At 37.4% G+C, this 18,903-nt stretch carries 17 protein-coding genes; 6 read left to right on the forward strand and 11 right to left on the reverse strand.

Translation table 11 applies throughout. From position 1 onward, the window contains the following. Positions 1–105 precede the first annotated feature (105 nt). Entirely contained in the window at positions 106–1,146 is a 1,041-nt protein-coding gene (thiL, locus tag ACUNWD_RS06040) for a thiamine-phosphate kinase (protein ID WP_445586885.1), read from the forward strand. Positions 1,147–1,218: 72 nt separating this feature from the next. Here thiL and lpxA read toward each other — a convergent pair whose 3' ends face one another. From lpxA to ACUNWD_RS06060, 4 genes are read right to left on the reverse strand one after another with little or no spacing between them, the layout of a single operon-like run. Continuing rightward, positions 1,219–2,001 carry an acyl-ACP--UDP-N-acetylglucosamine O-acyltransferase gene (gene lpxA / locus ACUNWD_RS06045; RefSeq protein ID WP_445586886.1) on the reverse strand — a complete coding sequence of 261 codons (783 nt, stop codon included), beginning with the start codon at positions 1,999–2,001 and terminating at the stop codon, positions 1,219–1,221. Positions 2,002–2,029: 28 nt separating this feature from the next. Next, on the reverse strand, positions 2,030–3,418 hold the full coding sequence (locus ACUNWD_RS06050) for a bifunctional UDP-3-O-[3-hydroxymyristoyl] N-acetylglucosamine deacetylase/3-hydroxyacyl-ACP dehydratase (RefSeq protein ID WP_445586887.1): 1,389 nt from the start codon (positions 3,416–3,418) through the stop codon (positions 2,030–2,032). A gap of 22 nt (positions 3,419–3,440) precedes the next feature. Further along, positions 3,441–4,487, reverse strand: coding sequence for a UDP-3-O-(3-hydroxymyristoyl)glucosamine N-acyltransferase (lpxD, locus tag ACUNWD_RS06055; RefSeq protein ID WP_445586888.1), 1,047 nt, complete (start codon positions 4,485–4,487; stop codon positions 3,441–3,443). A 37-nt stretch (positions 4,488–4,524) separates the two neighbouring features. Further along, the gene (locus tag ACUNWD_RS06060; protein WP_445586889.1) at positions 4,525–5,775 is read right to left on the reverse strand and encodes an HD domain-containing protein; all 1,251 of its coding nucleotides are present in this window, start codon (positions 5,773–5,775) and stop codon (positions 4,525–4,527) included. Positions 5,776–6,000: 225 nt separating this feature from the next. Here ACUNWD_RS06060 and rimP point away from each other — a divergent pair, with 225 nt between their 5' ends. From rimP to infB, 3 genes are all read left to right on the forward strand, one after another. Then, complete coding sequence (rimP, locus tag ACUNWD_RS06065; protein ID WP_445586890.1) at positions 6,001–6,462, forward strand: ribosome assembly cofactor RimP; 462 nt, start codon at positions 6,001–6,003, stop codon at positions 6,460–6,462. A gap of 13 nt (positions 6,463–6,475) precedes the next feature. Then, entirely contained in the window at positions 6,476–7,711 is a 1,236-nt protein-coding gene (gene nusA, locus ACUNWD_RS06070) for a transcription termination factor NusA (protein ID WP_445586891.1), read from the forward strand. A 109-nt stretch (positions 7,712–7,820) separates the two neighbouring features. Continuing rightward, positions 7,821–10,805: a translation initiation factor IF-2 gene (infB, locus tag ACUNWD_RS06075; protein ID WP_445586892.1), complete on the forward strand. Its 2,985-nt coding sequence runs from the start codon at positions 7,821–7,823 to the stop codon at positions 10,803–10,805. Positions 10,806–10,995: 190 nt separating this feature from the next. Here infB and gcvH read toward each other — a convergent pair whose 3' ends face one another. Next, a complete protein-coding gene (gene gcvH / locus ACUNWD_RS06080; RefSeq protein WP_445586893.1) occupies positions 10,996–11,376 on the reverse strand; it encodes a glycine cleavage system protein GcvH in 381 nt (126 codons plus the stop codon). A gap of 124 nt (positions 11,377–11,500) precedes the next feature. Here gcvH and tsaE point away from each other — a divergent pair, with 124 nt between their 5' ends. Both tsaE and ACUNWD_RS06090 read left to right on the forward strand, forming a co-directional pair. Next, positions 11,501–11,923 (forward strand): tRNA (adenosine(37)-N6)-threonylcarbamoyltransferase complex ATPase subunit type 1 TsaE, encoded by a 423-nt coding sequence (tsaE, locus tag ACUNWD_RS06085; protein ID WP_445586894.1) that lies wholly within the window; start codon positions 11,501–11,503, stop codon positions 11,921–11,923. Positions 11,924–11,981: 58 nt separating this feature from the next. Then, positions 11,982–13,190: an alanine dehydrogenase gene (locus ACUNWD_RS06090; protein WP_445586895.1), complete on the forward strand. Its 1,209-nt coding sequence runs from the start codon at positions 11,982–11,984 to the stop codon at positions 13,188–13,190. On the opposite strand, the gene pulA is transcribed toward ACUNWD_RS06090, so the two are convergent. The 6 genes from pulA to ACUNWD_RS06120 all read right to left on the reverse strand — a co-directional run bounded on the left by pulA (position 13,187) and on the right by ACUNWD_RS06120 (position 18,755). Beyond that, positions 13,187–15,130: a type I pullulanase gene (gene pulA, locus ACUNWD_RS06095; RefSeq protein WP_445586896.1), complete on the reverse strand. Its 1,944-nt coding sequence runs from the start codon at positions 15,128–15,130 to the stop codon at positions 13,187–13,189. The two genes, ACUNWD_RS06090 and pulA, sit on opposite strands and share 4 nt — an antisense overlap. After that, positions 15,130–15,675: a hypothetical protein gene (locus ACUNWD_RS06100; protein ID WP_445586897.1), complete on the reverse strand. Its 546-nt coding sequence runs from the start codon at positions 15,673–15,675 to the stop codon at positions 15,130–15,132. The genes pulA and ACUNWD_RS06100 overlap by 1 nt, the downstream gene beginning before the upstream one ends. Positions 15,676–15,766: 91 nt before the next feature. Further along, positions 15,767–16,516 (reverse strand): LytR/AlgR family response regulator transcription factor, encoded by a 750-nt coding sequence (locus tag ACUNWD_RS06105; RefSeq protein WP_445586898.1) that lies wholly within the window; start codon positions 16,514–16,516, stop codon positions 15,767–15,769. Between the two features lie 4 nt (positions 16,517–16,520). Continuing rightward, complete coding sequence (locus tag ACUNWD_RS06110) at positions 16,521–17,564, reverse strand: sensor histidine kinase (RefSeq protein WP_445586899.1); 1,044 nt, start codon at positions 17,562–17,564, stop codon at positions 16,521–16,523. A 12-nt stretch (positions 17,565–17,576) separates the two neighbouring features. Next, positions 17,577–18,281: a LiaI-LiaF-like domain-containing protein gene (locus tag ACUNWD_RS06115; protein WP_445586900.1), complete on the reverse strand. Its 705-nt coding sequence runs from the start codon at positions 18,279–18,281 to the stop codon at positions 17,577–17,579. 75 nt (positions 18,282–18,356) lie between these two features. After that, positions 18,357–18,755, reverse strand: a complete 399-nt coding sequence (locus ACUNWD_RS06120; protein WP_445586901.1) for a hypothetical protein — start codon at positions 18,753–18,755, stop codon at positions 18,357–18,359. Between the last annotated feature and the right edge of the window lie 148 nt (positions 18,756–18,903).

Below are 18,903 nucleotides of genomic sequence, written 5' to 3' on the forward strand. Positions count from 1 at the left end.
ATCTTTAATATAGACTGTTTAAAAATAATTGCAAAGATAATGAAGTAACACTATTTTTGCCGATGAGAAAGATCAATTCACACCTTAAAGTCTGAAATTTAAAAAATGGATAATACACAGCAACGAACAGAACTATCAAGTCTAGGAGAATTTGGATTAATAGATCACTTAACAAATAAGATTGAGTTACAACATGCTAGTACAATTAAAGGAGTTGGTGATGATGCAGCTGTTCTTGATTTTGAGGGGAAACAGATTGTTGTTACGACAGATTTACTTACTGAAGGAATTCATTTCAACCTGATGTACGTCCCATTGAAACACTTGGGATATAAAGCGGTGGTTGTGAATTTATCGGATGTCTTTGCGATGAATGCCGAGCCAAAACAAATAACTGTTTCAATAGCCATCTCTAGCAAATTTTCAGTAGAAGCAATTGATGAGTTATACTCCGGGATTCACCTGGCCTGTGAAAAATATGGAATTGATTTGGTAGGTGGCGACACAACCAGCTCAATGACAGGACTTACAATAAGCATTACTGCAATTGGAGAAGTTGAGAAAAATAAAGCCGTCTATAGAAGTGGCGCGCAAGTAAACGATTTGATCTGTGTTTCGGGCGATTTAGGTGGTGCGTACATGGGACTTCAATTACTCGAACGGGAAAATGAGGTATTCAAAGTCAATCCCAAAGAACAACCCAAGCTTGAGGGTTATGACTATATTTTGGAACGCCAATTAAAGCCAGAAGCTCGCGGAGACGTTGTTAAAGCACTGAAAAAACTCGATATCACTCCAACAGCAATGATTGATATTTCAGATGGGCTTTCTTCTGAAATCATGCATATCTGCAAAAATTCAAAGGTAGGCTGTGCTATTTACGAAGAAAAGATTCAAATGGATTACCAAACAAAGAAAATGGCTGATGAATTAAGCATCAATCCGTTGGTCGCAGCTTTAAATGGCGGAGAAGATTACGAACTACTTTTCACCATTTCAATGTCAGATCATGATAAAATTAAAAATGATCCGGACATCACAATTATTGGGCACATTACTGAAGAAACTAGTGGAACTAATTTAATTATTGGCGATGGCAATGCCGTTCCATTAACAGCACAGGGATGGAATCCTGTTGGGAAATAAACAAAAATGAAACGCATATAAACAAAAAACCCTGCCAATGGCCGGGTTTTTTGTTTATATTTTAGAGTAGAATCAATCCGGGAAATATCCTCGAATAATTCCTCTTTTTGAATCTTTCACAAAAAGTAAAATTTCATCACGCTCGGGAGTTGCAGACATTTCAGCCTCAATAATTTCAACTGCCTGAGCAGTATTCAATCCTTTCTGATAGATGTATCTGTAAATCTCCTGAACTTCGCGTATTTTCTCATTGTTATAATTACGTCTTCTTAATCCGATTGAATTAATCCCCACGTATGATAATGGTTCACGCCCTGCTTTAATAAATGGAGGTACATCTTTACGAACAAGCGAGCCTCCTGATATCATCACATGAGAACCAATGTGACAGAATTGGTGTATTGCACTCATTCCTCCAATAATCGCCCAATCATCAACAATTACCTCTCCGGCAAGTTGAGTACTGTTTACCAGGATAACGTTATCACCAACAACACAATCGTGTGCAATGTGCACATAGGCCATAATCAGACAGTTACTGCCAACCACAGTCTTTCCTCTTGCGCTTGTTCCCCTGTTAATGGTAACACACTCTCTAATTGTTGTGTTATCACCAACTTCTACAGTAGTGTATTCCCCTTTGAATTTTAAGTCTTGAGGAACCGCACCAATTACTGCTCCTGGGAAAATGCGACAGTTTTTACCAATTCGGGTTCCTGGCATAATGGTTACATTTGAACCAATTCGAGTGCCTTCCCCAATTACACAGTCCTTATCAATAGTGACAAATGGCTCAATCACCACGTTATCTGCCACTTGAGACTCGGAATGTACGTAAGCTAATGGTTGTTTCATTTTTCTATAATTGTTTTCAATAATTTCTTTAAGCCTTTACTATCTGTGCCATAAATTCTCCCTCAGCCACAATTGTATCCCCAATATAACAAAGTCCTTTCATATTTGCGATTCCTCTCCGAATTGGAGATGTTAGTGATATTTTAAATACCAAAGTATCACCAGGAACTACTTTCTTGCGGAATTTTACATTATCAATACGAATGAAATAGGTCGAATATTTTTCTTCTTTATCGTGCAATACATATAAACCACCACACTGAGCCATTGCTTCAACAATTAAAACTCCCGGCATAACAGGTTCTTCAGGGAAATGCCCCTGGAAAAAAGGTTCATTTGCTGTTACATTCTTAACCCCAATTATATAATCATCCTTAATTTCCACCACTTTATCAACTAGCAGAAATGGAAATCTATGTGGCAAGAATGCTTTTATTCCATTAACATCCAACAATGGTTGTTTTGTCGGATCATAAACAGGTATGGACTTTGCTTGTTTCTGCTTTTGAGCTTCCTTCTTCAATATTTTCGCAAACTCAGTATTAATTTTATGACCAGGCTTGGTGGCAATAATCCTTCCTTTAATGCGGGTACCGGCCAAGCTAAGATCACCAATTACGTCCAGCAATTTATGTCGTGCACATTCATTTTCAAATCTAAGATCCAGATTATTCAAAATCCCCTGATCTTTCTTCACTTCTACATGCTCGTGGTCGAATAAATCTGCAATGCGGTTCAATTCTTCCTGACTTATCTTCCTATCCATGATAACAATTGCATTGTCAAGATCGCCACCTCTCACAAGGTTATTCTGTAAAAGAAACTCAAGTTCTCTTAAAAACACAAAAGTTCTGCATGCTGAAATTTCATCCTTAAAATCAGCCAGATTCTCTAAGGTTGCAAACTGGTTATTTAAAACACTCGAGTCAAAAGCAATCATAGCATTTACACTATAACCATTGTCTGGAAGTGCAATAATTGACGAACCTGTCTCCGGATCTTTATATTCAATTTTCTCCGTGATTTCGAAGAATTCCCTTTCGGCTTCCTGTTCTACCACTCCAACCTCATCAATTGCTTCAACAAATAACTTGGAACTTCCATCTAAAATCGGCACCTCCTCGTTATCTATCTCTATAAGCACATTGTCTATATCCATGCCCGTTAAAGCAGCCAGGGAATGTTCAATGGTACTCAGACGAGCCTCTCCTTTTGCAATTACAGTTCCTCTGGAAGTGTCCATCACTAAACTTGCATCTGCCTCCAATATTGGCTGGTCAGCTAAATCTACTCGTTGAAATTTAAATCCATGATTTTCAGGAGCTGGTTTGAAGGTCATATTAACCTGAACTCCGGTATGTAGTCCTTTGCCGCTAAGTGAAAATTCGCGGGCTAATGTTTTTTGCTTTACTGACATTAAAACAACTTTTTTTTCGAAACTAATCTTTGTTAAGTTTTGACTTTAATTCTTTTATCTCTTTTTGCAAATCATTTAATTGATCTCGCATTTGAGGTAAACGCCTAAAAACAACATAAGCTTTCAAAGCCTGATCGATATCCATTGCCGGTGTTCCTAAAACTGTTTTATCAGATTTAATGCTATTTGAGACACCAGCCATCGGTCCGATCTTAACATTGTCTCCAATTGTTATGTGACCTGAAATTCCGACCTGCCCTCCGAACATATTATTTTTCCCAACTTTGGTAGATCCGGCAATACCAACTAAAGCAGCCATTACCGTGTTCTCACCAATTTCACAGTTGTGAGCAATCTGTATTAAGTTATCTAATTTAACTCCTTTTCGAATAATTGTTGACCCCATTGTTGAGCAATCGATGGTTGTATTCGCACCAATTTCCACATCATCTTCAATGATGACATTCCCAACCTGTGGTATCTTTTTGAATGTTCCATCTTCCATCGGAGCAAATCCAAATCCATCAGAGCCTATTACGGCACCCGCATGAATGATACAATTTGCACCAATAATCGAATTGTCATAAATTTTCACTCCAGGATAAAGTATCGTATTATCAGCAATCGTTACATTACTTCCAACGTGTACCTGTGGATATATTTTTACGTTATTACCGACTTGAGAACCTTGCCCTATATATGCGAAAGCTCCCATATAAATTCCTGATCCAACTTTCGCCGTCTCATGAATAAACGATGGTTGCTCAATTCCTGACTTTTGTTTCTGTACCTCATCCACTAGCTCAAGCAATGATGCAAATGATTTATAAGCATCATCAACCCGTATCAGCGTCGCCTGAATTTCATGCTCTGGGTTAAAATCAGTATTAACCAGCACTACCGAAGCCTGGGTTGAGTATATATACTTTTCGTATTTAGGATTTGCCAAGAAAGTCAATGTCCCTGGTTTCCCGTCTTCAATTTTCGAAACGTTGCTTACGCTAACATTAGCATCACCTTCAACTGTACCATGCAGGAAATCAGCGATGTTCTGTGCTTTAAATTCCATATTATTTTTCTTGGCGCGCTGCAAAAATAGGTTTAAATTAATTAAAGTCCAATTCTTTGGGGTAACAGATAAAATATTTCCTCACCGTTTTTGAAAGGCTTGAAAGGTTTATATCTGACGCCTCATTGATTTCTTGAACTTTGCCATTCTTTTGCAGAATGTTTATTTTCCCAATTGATCCAGCATATGCACTATTTGTAATTGTGTCATTTATCAGGAAGTAATCAGCCAATTCTTCCTCAACCTTAAAATGAGAACAGACCTTCTTTCTTAGTGTATCCAACTTTTTAGCGGGAAAAGGCCGATCTGATATCTTTATTCCAAACAACCTCCTATTAATCAAGCAACACGACAAATACGCCAATACCTTATCGCTATGATATTGCCATTGTTTAATTGCAGACATAATATCATCATCATCCAACTCAGCGAATAAAGACAGAAGACTTCTCCCCTGGTACAATTCATTGGTTTGAAAATGATTAATTGAGATTCGATTTTTAAGAAATATCATCAGTGCCGGGGACGCAAATACATCTTGCCCCTGAAGCACAATTTCTTTTGCTCGTTTTAAAACAGCCACCAACAAGTACTCTGCTGACAACACTGTTTTATGAAGATAAACCTGCCAATACATCAAACGGCGGGCTATTAAAAATTTCTCAATTGAGTAGATCCCTTTATATTCCACCACCAACTCATCATTCTGAACATTGAGCATCTTAATGATGCGATCTGAGCCAATAACTCCCTCTGTAACACCAGTAAAAAAGCTATCCCTTCTCAAATAATCCATGCGATCCATATCAAGCTGACTGGACACCAATTGGTGTAGGAATTTTTTAGGGTATTCATCCTTAAAAATTTGAATTGCCAAATCAAGCTTACCATTAAACTGCTTATTGAGATCTTCCATGAGCAACGTTGAAACGATTTCATGCGGAATATTATCAACAATCGTATGTTCCAGTACATGCGAAAAAGGTCCGTGTCCAATATCATGTAGCAATATGGCGGCAGTAACGGCTTCAGCTTCTTCTTCAGAAATCTCGACATCCTTTAACTGCAGATTGCTAATTGTTGACCTCATTAAATAGGCAGCGCCAACAGCATGTTCAAAACGGGTATGATTCGCTCCAGGAAAGACAATACAGGAAAGCCCCAGCTGTTTTATTCTTCGCAAACGCTGAAAATAAGGATGTTCTATCAAGTCAAAAATAAATTCAGACTGTATAGTTATAAATCCAAAAACCGGATCATTAATGATCTTTTTTTTGTTTGTCTTCAAGCTTCTTTGCGATTCAATTCAAATTCAATACGAAGCAAAAGTAAAAAACTTTTTTTATCCTCAAATTATGGGCGCGCCTACCATTTTGCGAGAGACAACTTTTTACTGAAAATCATTGACTTCCCTATTTTGTCAATTGAATAGATTTTGTTATTTTTGCGCTGGCAATTGGAAGAAAACCGTTTGTAGGGGACCAAAAGTCCCCTATTTTATTAGCAAATTTTTATGATTGACCAAAAAATAATTACGCAACTCGTTGAAGAAAAGCTAACTGACGATCAGTTCATCGTCAGCATAGATATTAATACGGGAAATCGGATTTCAGTTTTGGTTGATAGCTTTTCCGGGGTCACAATCGATCATTGTGTCGCAATTAGCAGAAATATTGAAAATAATTTAGACCGGGAAGTTGAAGATTTTGAATTACAGGTTTCTTCTGCAGGTCTTGGTGAATCTTTTAAAATTCATCAACAATTTGTAAAAAACACCGGTAAAGAGGTGGAAGTAATTCTAAATGATGGGAATAAAATAGAAGGCATATTAAAATCGGTCGATGACAACGGTTTTGAGATAGAGTCTTCGAAAAGGGAAAAAGTTGAAGGTCATAAGAAAAAACAACTTATTACCCGAAATCATCGTATAGAATTTGATCAAGCGAAAACAGTAAAAAATATTATAAAATTTTAAAAAGCGGGGCAAGATGGATACTATTAATCTTATCGATACCTTTTCAGAGTTCAAAGAACTCAAAAACATTGACCGGGTCACTATGATGAGTGTGCTCGAAGATGTGTTCCGCAACGTCCTTCAAAAAACTTACGGAACGGATGAGAATTTTGATATCATTATCAACATCGACAAAGGAGACTTTGAAATTTGGCGCAATAGGGAAGTTGTTGCAGATAATGAAATAGAAGATCCAAATACTCAGATCACGCTTACCGAGGCTAAGAAAATTGAAGACGATTACGAAGTTGGTGAAGAAGTTACCGACGAAGTAAAATTGGAACATTTCGGCAGAAGAGCAATATTAAATCTAAGACAAAATCTGGCCAGCCGCATTTTGGAACTTGAAAAAGACCATATTTACGGAAAATACAAAGGCAAGATTGGTGATATTGTTACCGGTGAGGTTTATCAGGTTTGGAAAAAAGAAATTTTGGTTTTGGATGACGAAGGCAACGAGTTAATCCTACCGAAAACAGAGCAAATTCCTACTGATTATTTCCGCAAGGGAGATAGTCTTCGGGCAGTAGTTTACAAGGTTGAATTACGCAATAATAATCCATTGATTATATTATCGCGTACATCACCAGTATTTTTGGAAAGATTGTTTGAACTTGAAGTACCAGAAATTTTTGATGGTCTTATTACCATTAAAAAGATTGTTCGAGTTCCTGGAGAACGAGCCAAAGTTGCAGTTGAATCTTATGACGAACGCGTAGACCCAGTAGGTGCTTGCGTCGGAATGAAAGGTTCACGTATCCATGGAATCGTAAGGGAACTTCGAAATGAAAATATTGATGTTATCAATTATTCTTCAAATGTTCAGCTATTTATTCAAAGAGCACTGAATCCAGCCAAAATTACATCTACTAAAATCCACGAAGATTTAAAAAGAGCGGATGTTTACCTAAAACCTGATGAAGTTTCATTGGCAATTGGTAAAGGTGGATTAAACATCAAACTAGCCAGTCAGCTAACTGGCTATGAAATTGATGTATATCGCGAGATGGCTGCTGATGAAGAAGATGTGAATCTGGATGAATTTGCCGATGAAATTGAAAGCTGGGTCATTGATGAATTTAAAGCCATTGGTTGCGACACTGCAAAAAATGTTTTATCATTGAGCCGCTCTGATTTAATCAAACGTACTGATCTTGAAGAAGAAACTATTGATGATGTTTTGAAGATTCTTCGCTCAGAATTCGAATAAGGATTAAATTAAAAACACCCAACTATTGGGTTTTTAAGAAATTGAATATAAAATTGCATAAGTTTTCAACGAGCAACTTTATAAAAGAAAAAAATAACAGATTGGGTATATGGCAATTGGCGAAAAAAATACGCGACTAAGTAAGGTAGCAAGAGAATTTAATGTTGGAATTTCAACAATCGTTGATTTTTTGCATAAAAAAGGATTTGAACTTGACTCTAATCCTAACAGCAAAATCTCTGCTGAAGCTTACCAGTTGCTTGAAAAAGAGTACAAAAGTGATATTACGCTGAAAAAGGAATCTGAAAAGATTAACCTAAAAAGCCATCGTAGCAAACAAGAGTCAATTACTTTGGGCGATGTTGATGAGAACAATGAAGGTGCCACTCAAAAAGTTGAAGATGATGAAGACGATGAATTTTCTGGTAAAGAGGTTCGCATAAAAAATCTTCAAAGTAAAAAGAGTGAAGCTCCTGAGAAGAAGGTAGAATTGCATCAAACTCCAAAGATTGAGACTCCAAAGCCAAAAGTACTCGGCAAAATCGATCTGGAAAAAGTAGGTAAAAAACCTGAAGCTCCTGCTCCGACTCCTGCTCCAAAAGAGGAAAAGAAAGAAGAGAAGGTAGAAGTAAAACCTGAACCAGTAAAGAAAGAAGAGCCTGTTGCAAAAGCTGAACCCAAAGTAGAAGAAAAAAAGGAAGAAAAAATAAAAACAGAAGAATCTAAAGTTGAAAAGCCCGAAGAAGTACCAACAAATATTCCAAAAGTTGACGAGGTAAAAGTTGTTGGTAAAATCGATCTTTCAACAATCAATCAAAAGACCCGTCCTGCTAAAAAGACAAAAAAGCAAAAAGAGGACGAGCGCAAAGAGCGTGAAAAACAAAAACGCACAGCCAACAATAGCAACAATACAAACAAAGGATCTGATGGCGGCCCCCAGGTTACCAAGCCAAGAGTGAACAAGCTTTCTGGTCCGAATGTAGTTGGAAAAATTGATCTACCGAAGAATAAACCGGTAGCTTCATCTTCTGATGATTCGTCACAAAACCACAAGAAGAAAAGACGTCGAATCCAAAAAGATTCCAGTCCTCGGGTTAACCTCGCCAATAAGCAACAAGGCGGTGGTGGCGGTGGTAAAATGCAAACTACCCAACACGGAAAAGGCAAGAAACGAATTATCAAGAAAGAAGTCAGTGAAGAGGATGTACAAAAGCAAATTAAAGACACACTCGCTCGCTTAACTTCTGGAAAGCAAAAATCCAAGGGAGCTAAATATCGTCGTGACAAACGACAAGCTGCAAGTGAAAAAGCTGCAGCAGAATTTGAAAAGCAATCAGCTGAAAAGAATGTATTAAAGGTTACAGAATTTGTTTCGGTTGCTGAATTGGCAACCATGATGAATGTTAATGTCAACCAAATTATTTCTTCATGCATGTCGCTTGGTTTATTTGTATCAATCAACCAACGACTGGATGCTGAAACAATGTCGATTGTAGCTGAAGAGTTTGGCTTTGAAGTTGAATTCGTAAGTGCGGATATTCTTGAAGCAATCGAAGAAGATGATGATCAACCGGCTGAAGTTCATCAAAGAGCTCCAATCGTAACTGTAATGGGACACGTTGACCATGGTAAAACTTCCTTACTTGACTATATCCGTAGTGCAAATGTAATTGCCGGTGAAGCCGGGGGGATTACCCAGCATATTGGAGCTTATCACGTAAGTCTTGATGATGGACGAATGATCACCTTCCTGGATACTCCGGGTCACGAGGCGTTTACCGCGATGCGTGCGAGGGGTGCTCAGGTTACAGATATAGCAATTATTATTGTTGCTGCAGATGATGACATTATGCCTCAAACTAAAGAAGCAATTAACCATGCTCAGGCTGCTGGCGTTCCAATTGTATTTGCTGTTAATAAAATTGATAAACCGGGTGCAAACCCAGATAAAATAAAAGAAGGACTGGCAAACCTAAACTTCCTTGTTGAAGAATGGGGTGGTAAATACCAAAGTCAGGACATTTCTGCTAAAAACGGTACTAACGTTCTCGAACTTCTTGAAAAAGTTCTTCTTGAAGCAGAGATGTTGGATCTGAAAGGAAATAAGGATAAGAAAGCGACTGGAACTATTGTTGAATCTTCACTCGATAAAGGACGTGGTTATGTCGCAACGCTTCTTGTTCAAAATGGTACTCTTCGTCAGGGAGACATTGTTCTTGCTGGCCAATACTATGGTCACGTTAAGGCAATGTTTAATGAACGAAACCAACGAATTGACGAAGTCGGTCCTTCAGAACCGGTAATTATTCTAGGGCTGGACGGTGCCCCTCAAGCAGGTGATAAGTTTAACGTTTTTGAAAATGAACGTGAAGCAAGACAAATTGCCAACAAAAGAGAACAGCTGGCAAGGGAACAAGGACTAAGAACTCAAAAACATATTACACTTGATGAAATTGGTCGTCGTATCGCAATTGGAAACTTCCAGGAACTGAACCTGATTGTTAAAGGTGATGTGGATGGATCAATTGAAGCACTTTCAGACTCGTTGATCAAACTTTCAACTGAAGAAATTCAGGTGAACGTGATCCACAAAGCAGTAGGTGCTATTTCTGAATCTGACATCATGTTAGCAACTGCTTCAGATGCGATCGTTATCGGATTCCAGGTAAGACCAAGTTTACAGGCTAGAAAACTGGCTGAAAAAGAAGAAGTGGATATCCGACTCTATTCAATTATCTACGATGCAATCAATGAGATTAAGTCGGCGATGGAGGGTATGCTTTCTCCTGAAATAAAAGAGGAAATTACAGGAACCGCTGAGATACTTGAAACCTTTAAGATTACTAAAGTTGGAACAATTGCAGGATGTATCGTGCGTGATGGTAAAATCATCAGAAATCACAAGGTTCGCTTAATCCGTGACGGAATTGTAATTTACTCGGGTAACCTTGGATCTTTAAAACGTTTCAAAGATGATGTGAAAGAAGTTCAAAAAGGATATGAGTGTGGTTTAAATATCGACGGATATAACGACATTAAAGTTGGTGATATGGTAGAATCCTATCATGAAATCGAAGTTGCAAAATCACTGTAGTTTCAATTCCACAAAATATTAAAAGATCCGGCCATCGAGCCGGATTTTTTAATGCCATTTTTCTGGAGTTTTAATCTTAGGGCTGTCTATTCTATAATCCACAGACACAATCAAAAGATAGAAGTTTTAGGGCACAAAAAAATCCCCCTGGAAAATTCCAAAGGGATTAACTATTTTAATTTCGTTTTTTCTAAGCTTCCAACATCGCTTTGTAAGCAGCAACATCCATTAATTCATCAAGCTCAGCCGAGTCACTCATCTCAATCTTAATCATCCACCCTTCGTTATATGGATCTTTATTTATCAACTCAGGACTGTCTTCCAATGCAGTATTAAACTCAACAATCTCACCTCCGACAGGCATAAATAAATCAGAAACGGTTTTTACAGCCTCAACAGTTCCGAATGTTTCAGCTTTCTCCAATTTCTCACCTTCGGTTTCAATCTCAACAAAAACGATATCACCCAATTCACCTTGTGCAAAATCAGTAATACCTACGAAAGCAATATTATCTTCAACACGAACCCATTCGTGTTCTTTAGTGTACTTTAAGTTTTCAGGAAGATTCATGATGCAAATTATTAGTATTTTTCTCAAAAGTAATACATTTTTTCTAAACAGAACTTTAACTACTCTCAGCCATGACAAAAATCAGGGAACTTTTTTTATTTTGCAGTCTCAAATACACAAACGTATGTTTTCAATTCAAGTTGACTCAATAAATGAACTTGGCGATGCAGCCCAGCAATTACTAAAGGCCTTCCCAAACGAGCGAATCTTCGCATTTTATGGAAAAATGGGAGCAGGTAAAACCACATTCATTAAAACGATATGCAGGACATTAGGTTCAAAAGATAATATTACCAGTCCTACATTCGCATTAGTAAACGAATACAATACAGATTCGGATAGCTCAATTTTTCACTTCGATTTTTACCGAATCAAAAATAGTGAAGAAGCGATGGATATTGGTTTTGATGATTATGTTTTCAGTGGCAACTACTGTTTCATGGAATGGCCTGAAAAAATAGAGGAACTACTTCCGTCGGACATAGTAGAAGTTACAATTGAAGAAGTAACTCCGAATTCAAGATTGATTCGAGCCAATAAAATCTGAAACTTTTTTGATAATTAACACATAAAGAGTAAATTAAACGTCTAATTTGCTTCCCAAAATGACTAAAAAAGAACAAGTAGAAGGAATCAGCACCCTGTTTATGCCAAAAGAGGAAATGCTGGAAATTCAACGGAAAGGGAAAAAAATAACAATAGGAATCCCCTCCGATTTTGATAAAGTTGAATATCGAATTCCTTTAACCCCGGAAGCGGTTGAACTTCTTGTCTCTTACGGTCATGAAATTTATATCGAAACCAATGCTGGAAAAGCATCCAGTTATTCCGATGAAGAATATAGAAATACGGGTGCAGTTATCGTTGATAAAAAGGAGGAAGTATTTCAATGTGACTTAATTATTCGCGTTTCACCGTTCGATGAAGAAGAAGTTGAGATGTTAAGAGGACATCAAACATTGATATCAAATATGCAGCTTAGTGCGCATTGCCAGTCATCGATTCGAAGAATGATGGAAAAGAAGGTAACCAGCATTGCCTATGAATATCTTCAAAATGACAATGATTGTTTGCCCGTTGTACGGTTAATGAGCCAAATTGCAGGAGCCACATCTATCACTCTTGCCAGCGAATATTTAAGCAACTCCAGAGATGGGAAAGGTGTTTTGTTAGGTGGAGTAACCGGGATCTCACCAACAGAATTGGTCATATTAGGATCAAAAACAGCTGCTGAATTTGCAGCAAGGGCTGCCCTTGGGTTAGGAGCAACGGTTAAAATATTTGATGACGACATGTTTCAACTCCGTCAGATTGAGGAAAAATTAGGCCAGCGGGTTTTTACTTCCGTGTTATATCCCAATGTTCTGAAAAAAGCGCTTAAATCAGCTGATGTAGTATTAGGCGCGATGTCCTTCAACTCAAACCCTAAATTTCGGGTTTCAGAAGAAATGGTCATGAAAATGAAAAAGGGCTCTGTTATTATTGATTTAAATGTAAGTCAGGGTGGATGTTTTGAAACGAGCAAATGCACCGATTTGAAAAACCCAACTTATGAAAAGCATGGTGTCATTCATTATTGTGTTCCCAACGTTCCGTCAATTGTTGCCAGAACTGCGTCCATTGCATTAAGCAACGTTTTAGCTCCAATTATTATTTCTATTGGGGAATATGGAGGGGTTCAAAATTACATTAAAAGCTCGCTTGGATTTAGAAAAGGCATCTACATTTATAACGGTATATTGACAAATCACGATTTGGGACAACGGCTTAACATCCCTTCAAAAGACATTGATTTACTTCTGGCAGTATTTTAGTATTTCTGCACCAAAATCATCATTGAAATGGGAGGAACTGAGATTTCACTACCATGATGATTTCCATTACCAGAAAGCTTGATCTCATTACCATTCGCAATGATGTGCCAACTCGAATGTTCTACCAACCCAAAATTAACAGGCTCTTTATTGGCATTAAAAATAAGCTGAATAGTTTTCCAATTCAACTCATTCGGATATTCATGAATTGCATAGGCAAGAACTCCTGGTTGATAGTTTGATGAAAAATGAAGATGTTTTCTTATATCATCTGATGAACGCATACGAAACGCAGAAACCTTCTTTCTCAGGTCAATTAATGACTTGAAGTAATTGAATACATCCTCATTTTTTGTTTTCAGAGACCAGTCTATCTGGTTAATTACATCTGCAGATTTATAAGAGTTATGGTCTCCCTGCTTACTCCTGCAAAACTCAACTCCAGCATGTAAAAAAGGAATTCCTTGAGAAGTTAATAATATAGCTCCGGCAAGCATCTGCATTTTTTTCAACTGTTCAATGTCAGCATCTGGACAACTAAGAAATAGCTTATCAAACAGCGTGAAATTATCATGACATGAAACATAATTCACACATTGCCATGGTTGATCCGCCCAGGCTGAATGCGAACTCTCCACGTAACTGTAGACAATTTGTGGATGATAGCAAGCAGCAGCAACACCAAATTTAACTGCCTCTTCATGCAAAGTCTTTCCACTCACAAAACCATTGCTTCCTCCATCAAAATTATTTCCCTTAACAGCATCCCTTAAATCATCATTAAAACTTGCAATTCGATCTAGTTTGGTGGTGTTGTGCTTTACGGCACGATACTTTTCATCCATTGGACTTCGGTCAGCAGCCCAACCTTCTCCATACATTAATATTCCAGGCCTTATTTTGTCAAACTCCTTGCGTATTTGATTCATCGTTTCCAAATCATGAATTCCCATTAAATCAAAGCGAAATCCATCAATATGGTACTCCCTTGCCCAGTAGCAAAGCGAATCAATCATATATTTGCGAACCATTGAACGTTCCGAAGCAATCTCATTACCACATCCACTGGCATTGGAAAAACTTCCATTCCTATTTTGACGATAATAATATCCTGGAACAGTCTGATTAAACCATGAGCGACGCGTATATCCGGTATGATTATATACGACATCCATAACCACACCAATGCCTGCCTCATGCAAACTCAAAACCATTTCTTTGAATTCCAGAATTCTTGAAATCGAATTCGGATCACTGGCATAGCTACCTTCAGGAGTGTTATAATTTAATGGATCATATCCCCAATTATACTTTTCGTCCGGATGATTTTCATCAACAGTGAAATAATCAGCAATTGGCAGTAAATGCACATGCGTAATCCCCAGTTCTTTCAGATGATCAATTCCGGTCGCTCGATTATCGTCGTTAAGTGTTCCGTCTTCAGTAAAAGCTTTGAAACGCCCCTTGTGAAGCATACCGGAATTTGCAGCCTTGGAGAAATCACGAACATGTAATTCGTATAAAACCGCATCAACGGGATTTTCAAGTTGAACAGCAGAGTCTGCATCCCATCCTTCAGGATTTGTATCCAAAGGATCGTATATAAATCCACGTTTACCATTCGCACCAACGGCCCTTGCATCAATTCCCGGAGTCTCATGCAGCCAATCACCATCATTTACCCGGATTGTATAATATCTCCCGGAAAATTCACCAGCAAGGCTTAATTCCCAGCATCCATTTTTTGATTTCGTCAACGATTCGGTTTGAATGAGTTTCCCCCCATAACTCCTCTCGTAAATGCGAAATATCACCTCCGTTGCAGTTGGTGCCCATATTTTCACTTGTAACTGCGAGTTGGCAAAAAACACTCCTAAATCGCTACCACCATAGTAGGGATATGTTGAAAAATCGATATGGTTAAATTTCCAGTCGCGCATTAAGAAAACAAGCTTTTTCTAAGGGCAATTATTTTCGATGAATAATTATTCCCTTTTGTGTCATAAATTCGAATTTTTGCCCAATAGTATTTGCGCAACTTTCGGTCGTGTTGATGAAAAACATTTAGATCGACTCGTAGTTCATGTGTTTTGGCGGTTTCAAGATAAAGAGGATAAATTTCATATCGATTAATCCCTTTCAACTTAAACTTTCGCTTCGACCATATTTTTCGAAAGTATAGCACAGGTGCTTCAATGTCAACATCTCTGCTACTTACATTTTCCACTCGCAATGTCAAAAATCGAGGTCTGTACTTTCGGTCCTTATCCAAACTAACTTTTAATTTTTTCCAATGAAACGAAAAATTAGGTTTTCTATATCCAGGTCTGCTTTTTCTCCACTTACTTAAAAAATAAAATAGAACCGGAAGTATTAAAATGCACAGAATTATTACCAGCAATTTATCACCGTCAGAACCGACTTCGTTTTGAGCAAAACTGAAAGTTGGCGTTAAAGTAAGTGTCAATAAAATCAATCGTTTCATCCGTTGAATATTAGACTGGTAAAAGTAAGAAAAGTCCTGTTTATACAACAGGACTTTCAAACTAAACTAACTAAACTAAACTTGTGATGAATTAAAAATGTAAAACCTCTTTTAAATTCTTATAACCTGATTTACTCACTTTCAATTTGGTCTTATCTTTTAAGATAACAATATATGATTCCTTTTCGTATTGCTGAATCTCTCCAATCTCTTCCACTTGAACAATGTATGATCGATGAATACGAATAAAGTTTTTGGGATCAAGATTTGCCTCAAAATACTTCATTGTCTTCTGCTTCATATGTCTTCCCTCCTTTGTGTAAATTAGCACATAGTCATCAAGCGATTCTATGTATCGGATTTTTTCAGTAGGAATAATATTTATTTTATGACGATCTTTCACCACTACTCGTTCCAGAAATTCTTCATCGCGATACTCACTTAGAGATTCCAGCTTCTCATTTGAATTTTCTTTCTGCTCCAACCGATCAGTAACTTTCTCGATAGCAACCAGTAACCGATCTTTTGAAAAAGGTTTTAATAAATAATCGATCGCATTGTAGTCAAAGGCTTTCAACGCAAACTGATCGTAAGCCGTTGTGAAAATTATTTCCGGCTTGTGATCAAGAAGTTCAAGCATTTCAAAACCGGTAATTTTAGGCATCTGAATATCCAAAAACACCAAATCCGGATGCAGCTCATTAATTTTTTGAACACCTTCAAATCCATTCTCACATTCACCAATCAACTCTATTTTTGGATGATCTTTAATATATGACTTGAGCAAGTCACGAGCCAGCTCTTCATCTTCAATGATAATTACTTTAAATTTTTCGCTCATTTTTTTATTTTTTTTGTGGAATGGCTAATTCAACACGGAAACTAGTTTTTTTATCCATTATTTTTAAAAGATCGGGATTTCCATAAATTAAGTCAAGCCTTTGCCTGATGTTTCTTAAGCCAATTCCCTCTCCCTTATTTTTGATTGAATCGACTTCGTATTCGTTATCAATTATTATCAATGCATACCCATCTTTATTTTTACAACTTGTTGTTATTCCAACAGGGCCAGTTGCCTCGTAAACCCCATATTTTATAGCATTTTCAAACAATGGTTGCAAAATCATATTCGGAATTTGAGCTTGCAAACAAGCATCTTCAATATTAAAAACTGGATTTAATTTTTTCCCAAACCTTATTTTCTCGATACTCAGGTATAATTTTATATTCTCCAGCTCTTTTTCAAGTGATACTGTTTCTTCCTGATCATGTTGCAAAGAATACCTCATAAAATTGGACAGGTTAATCACCATCTCCTGCGCTTTCGTTGGATTGCTAATAGTTAGCGACGAAATTGAATTCAGGCTATTAAATAGAAAATGAGGATTTATCTGCGACTTCAATGCACTTAGTTCGGCTTCCCGTACAAGGGTTTTTAGTTCTGCTTCGCGTTTTACTTTTTCCTTTAAGGTTTGATAGTAATTAACCGCATAAAAGAAAACTACATAAACCATATACAGGACATAACCAGCTAAAACTCTGGAAGGCAAATCAGAATACATTAGACTAAGATGACTTTCATCGATCATCTTAATTAACATGAAACTCAGATACAACCAGATAGCATTTAATATGGTAGCTCCAATTAAATGATAGAGCCCCGTCCAAAGCCAGTCGGATTCTTTTACACCATTATACTTTACGATGAACCAAATGCTGGCACCGAGAACAGGATAAAGCAGAAAATTCACCATGGATTCCAGGAATGCCTTGGTCAACTCCATATTACTCCAGAAAATCTGAATGAGCGCATTGGCCGCGCCAATAGCTACCCAAAATATTGCGTAATAAAGAATTAGAATTCTGCTGTTAATGAATGGGTGTCTCATGAAGCACGAAGCTTAGACGTGTTTAATTTCGACGCCACCAAAAACGGTAATACCTTTCACAACGATTGTCTTATCGGGATCATAGCTTGCATGCTGAAAGGTATCTCCTCGCTTATCCGTAAATGCTCCAAAAATAGTGGTTACTTCATTCCGAACATTCCAATCAAGAGGTACCTTCACTCCACAGCCACCGAATACACAAATAATATCCATAAATGCTCCTTGAGAAGAAAGCTTTGATTGCCTAAAATCATATTCAATACCCCCAAAAATAGAAGTGGCACGACCACCTTTCAGTTCCTGTGAGTTGATAAATATTTCTCGTCCGCCAAAAATGACAAAGTCATCAAAATTATCAAATGACCGATCCTGAACCCCTTCTTTAATGGAATGTTGGCAGCCTTTATGCCGAACCAGCAAAGCAGCACCAACAGCTACTAAAATTAATGGCCAGTAAAGTCGTCTGACCTCTCTCGGGACATCAATTAACTCGGGAAGCATAAAGAAACCTCCGACCGCAATTAAAATTATTCCTCCAGTTCTGTTTCCTCCCATTAACGAAAATATACCAATTGCAATAATTAACATTTGCCAGGAAATTAGCATGTCTGCTATATTCCAAGGGATCAGATCCAACCGTTCAAAAATCAAAATTGCTCCTATCGCAATTAGAATCACTCCAAAATAAAACCGTTTATTCCCTCTTTGTCGTTCCATATCTCTAGTAGTTGTATTCTATTCTCAAATATATACTTTACACCCAATCTTAATGTATCTAAATTCCACTAACTATTATAGTATCCGGCTAATTACAATAACTCCCAGTATAATTAGTAGAACAGGTAATAAGAAAACTGCCAAAATTCCTGGAATAATAATTAAACCCGGCAAAAAGAATAAGATCGCCAACAAAACAAGTATTCCCCCAATTATCCGTCTTCCCATAATAAGAAAAGCACCAACAATTAACAGGACTAATGGCCAGGTTATATTGATTGCGTGAAAGTGGAAAATATTAAAAAAATTGGAAAATGAACTACGAAATACATCCCAGCCAGGGATTCCGTGCAACCAGCCTGTTTCTTTCAGTATAAAATACAGGCCTAAAATAATAAGTATGGTCCCTAAAGTACTACTCCCTTTTTTGGGATGTTCTTCATGACGATGCCTGCTGTAATGTTCTTTTTCCATTTTAACCAACTTTTAGTTTACGGTTTCAAAACTAGAACAATTCAGTTTCCTAAAATAAAAATGATCGGTTAACGGAAGTCATTAATCGGTAAAACGTATCTTATAATAAAAAACGAAGCCCATTTCCAAGCTTCGTTTGATATTATTG

The organism is Sunxiuqinia sp. A32 (assembly GCF_052690465.1).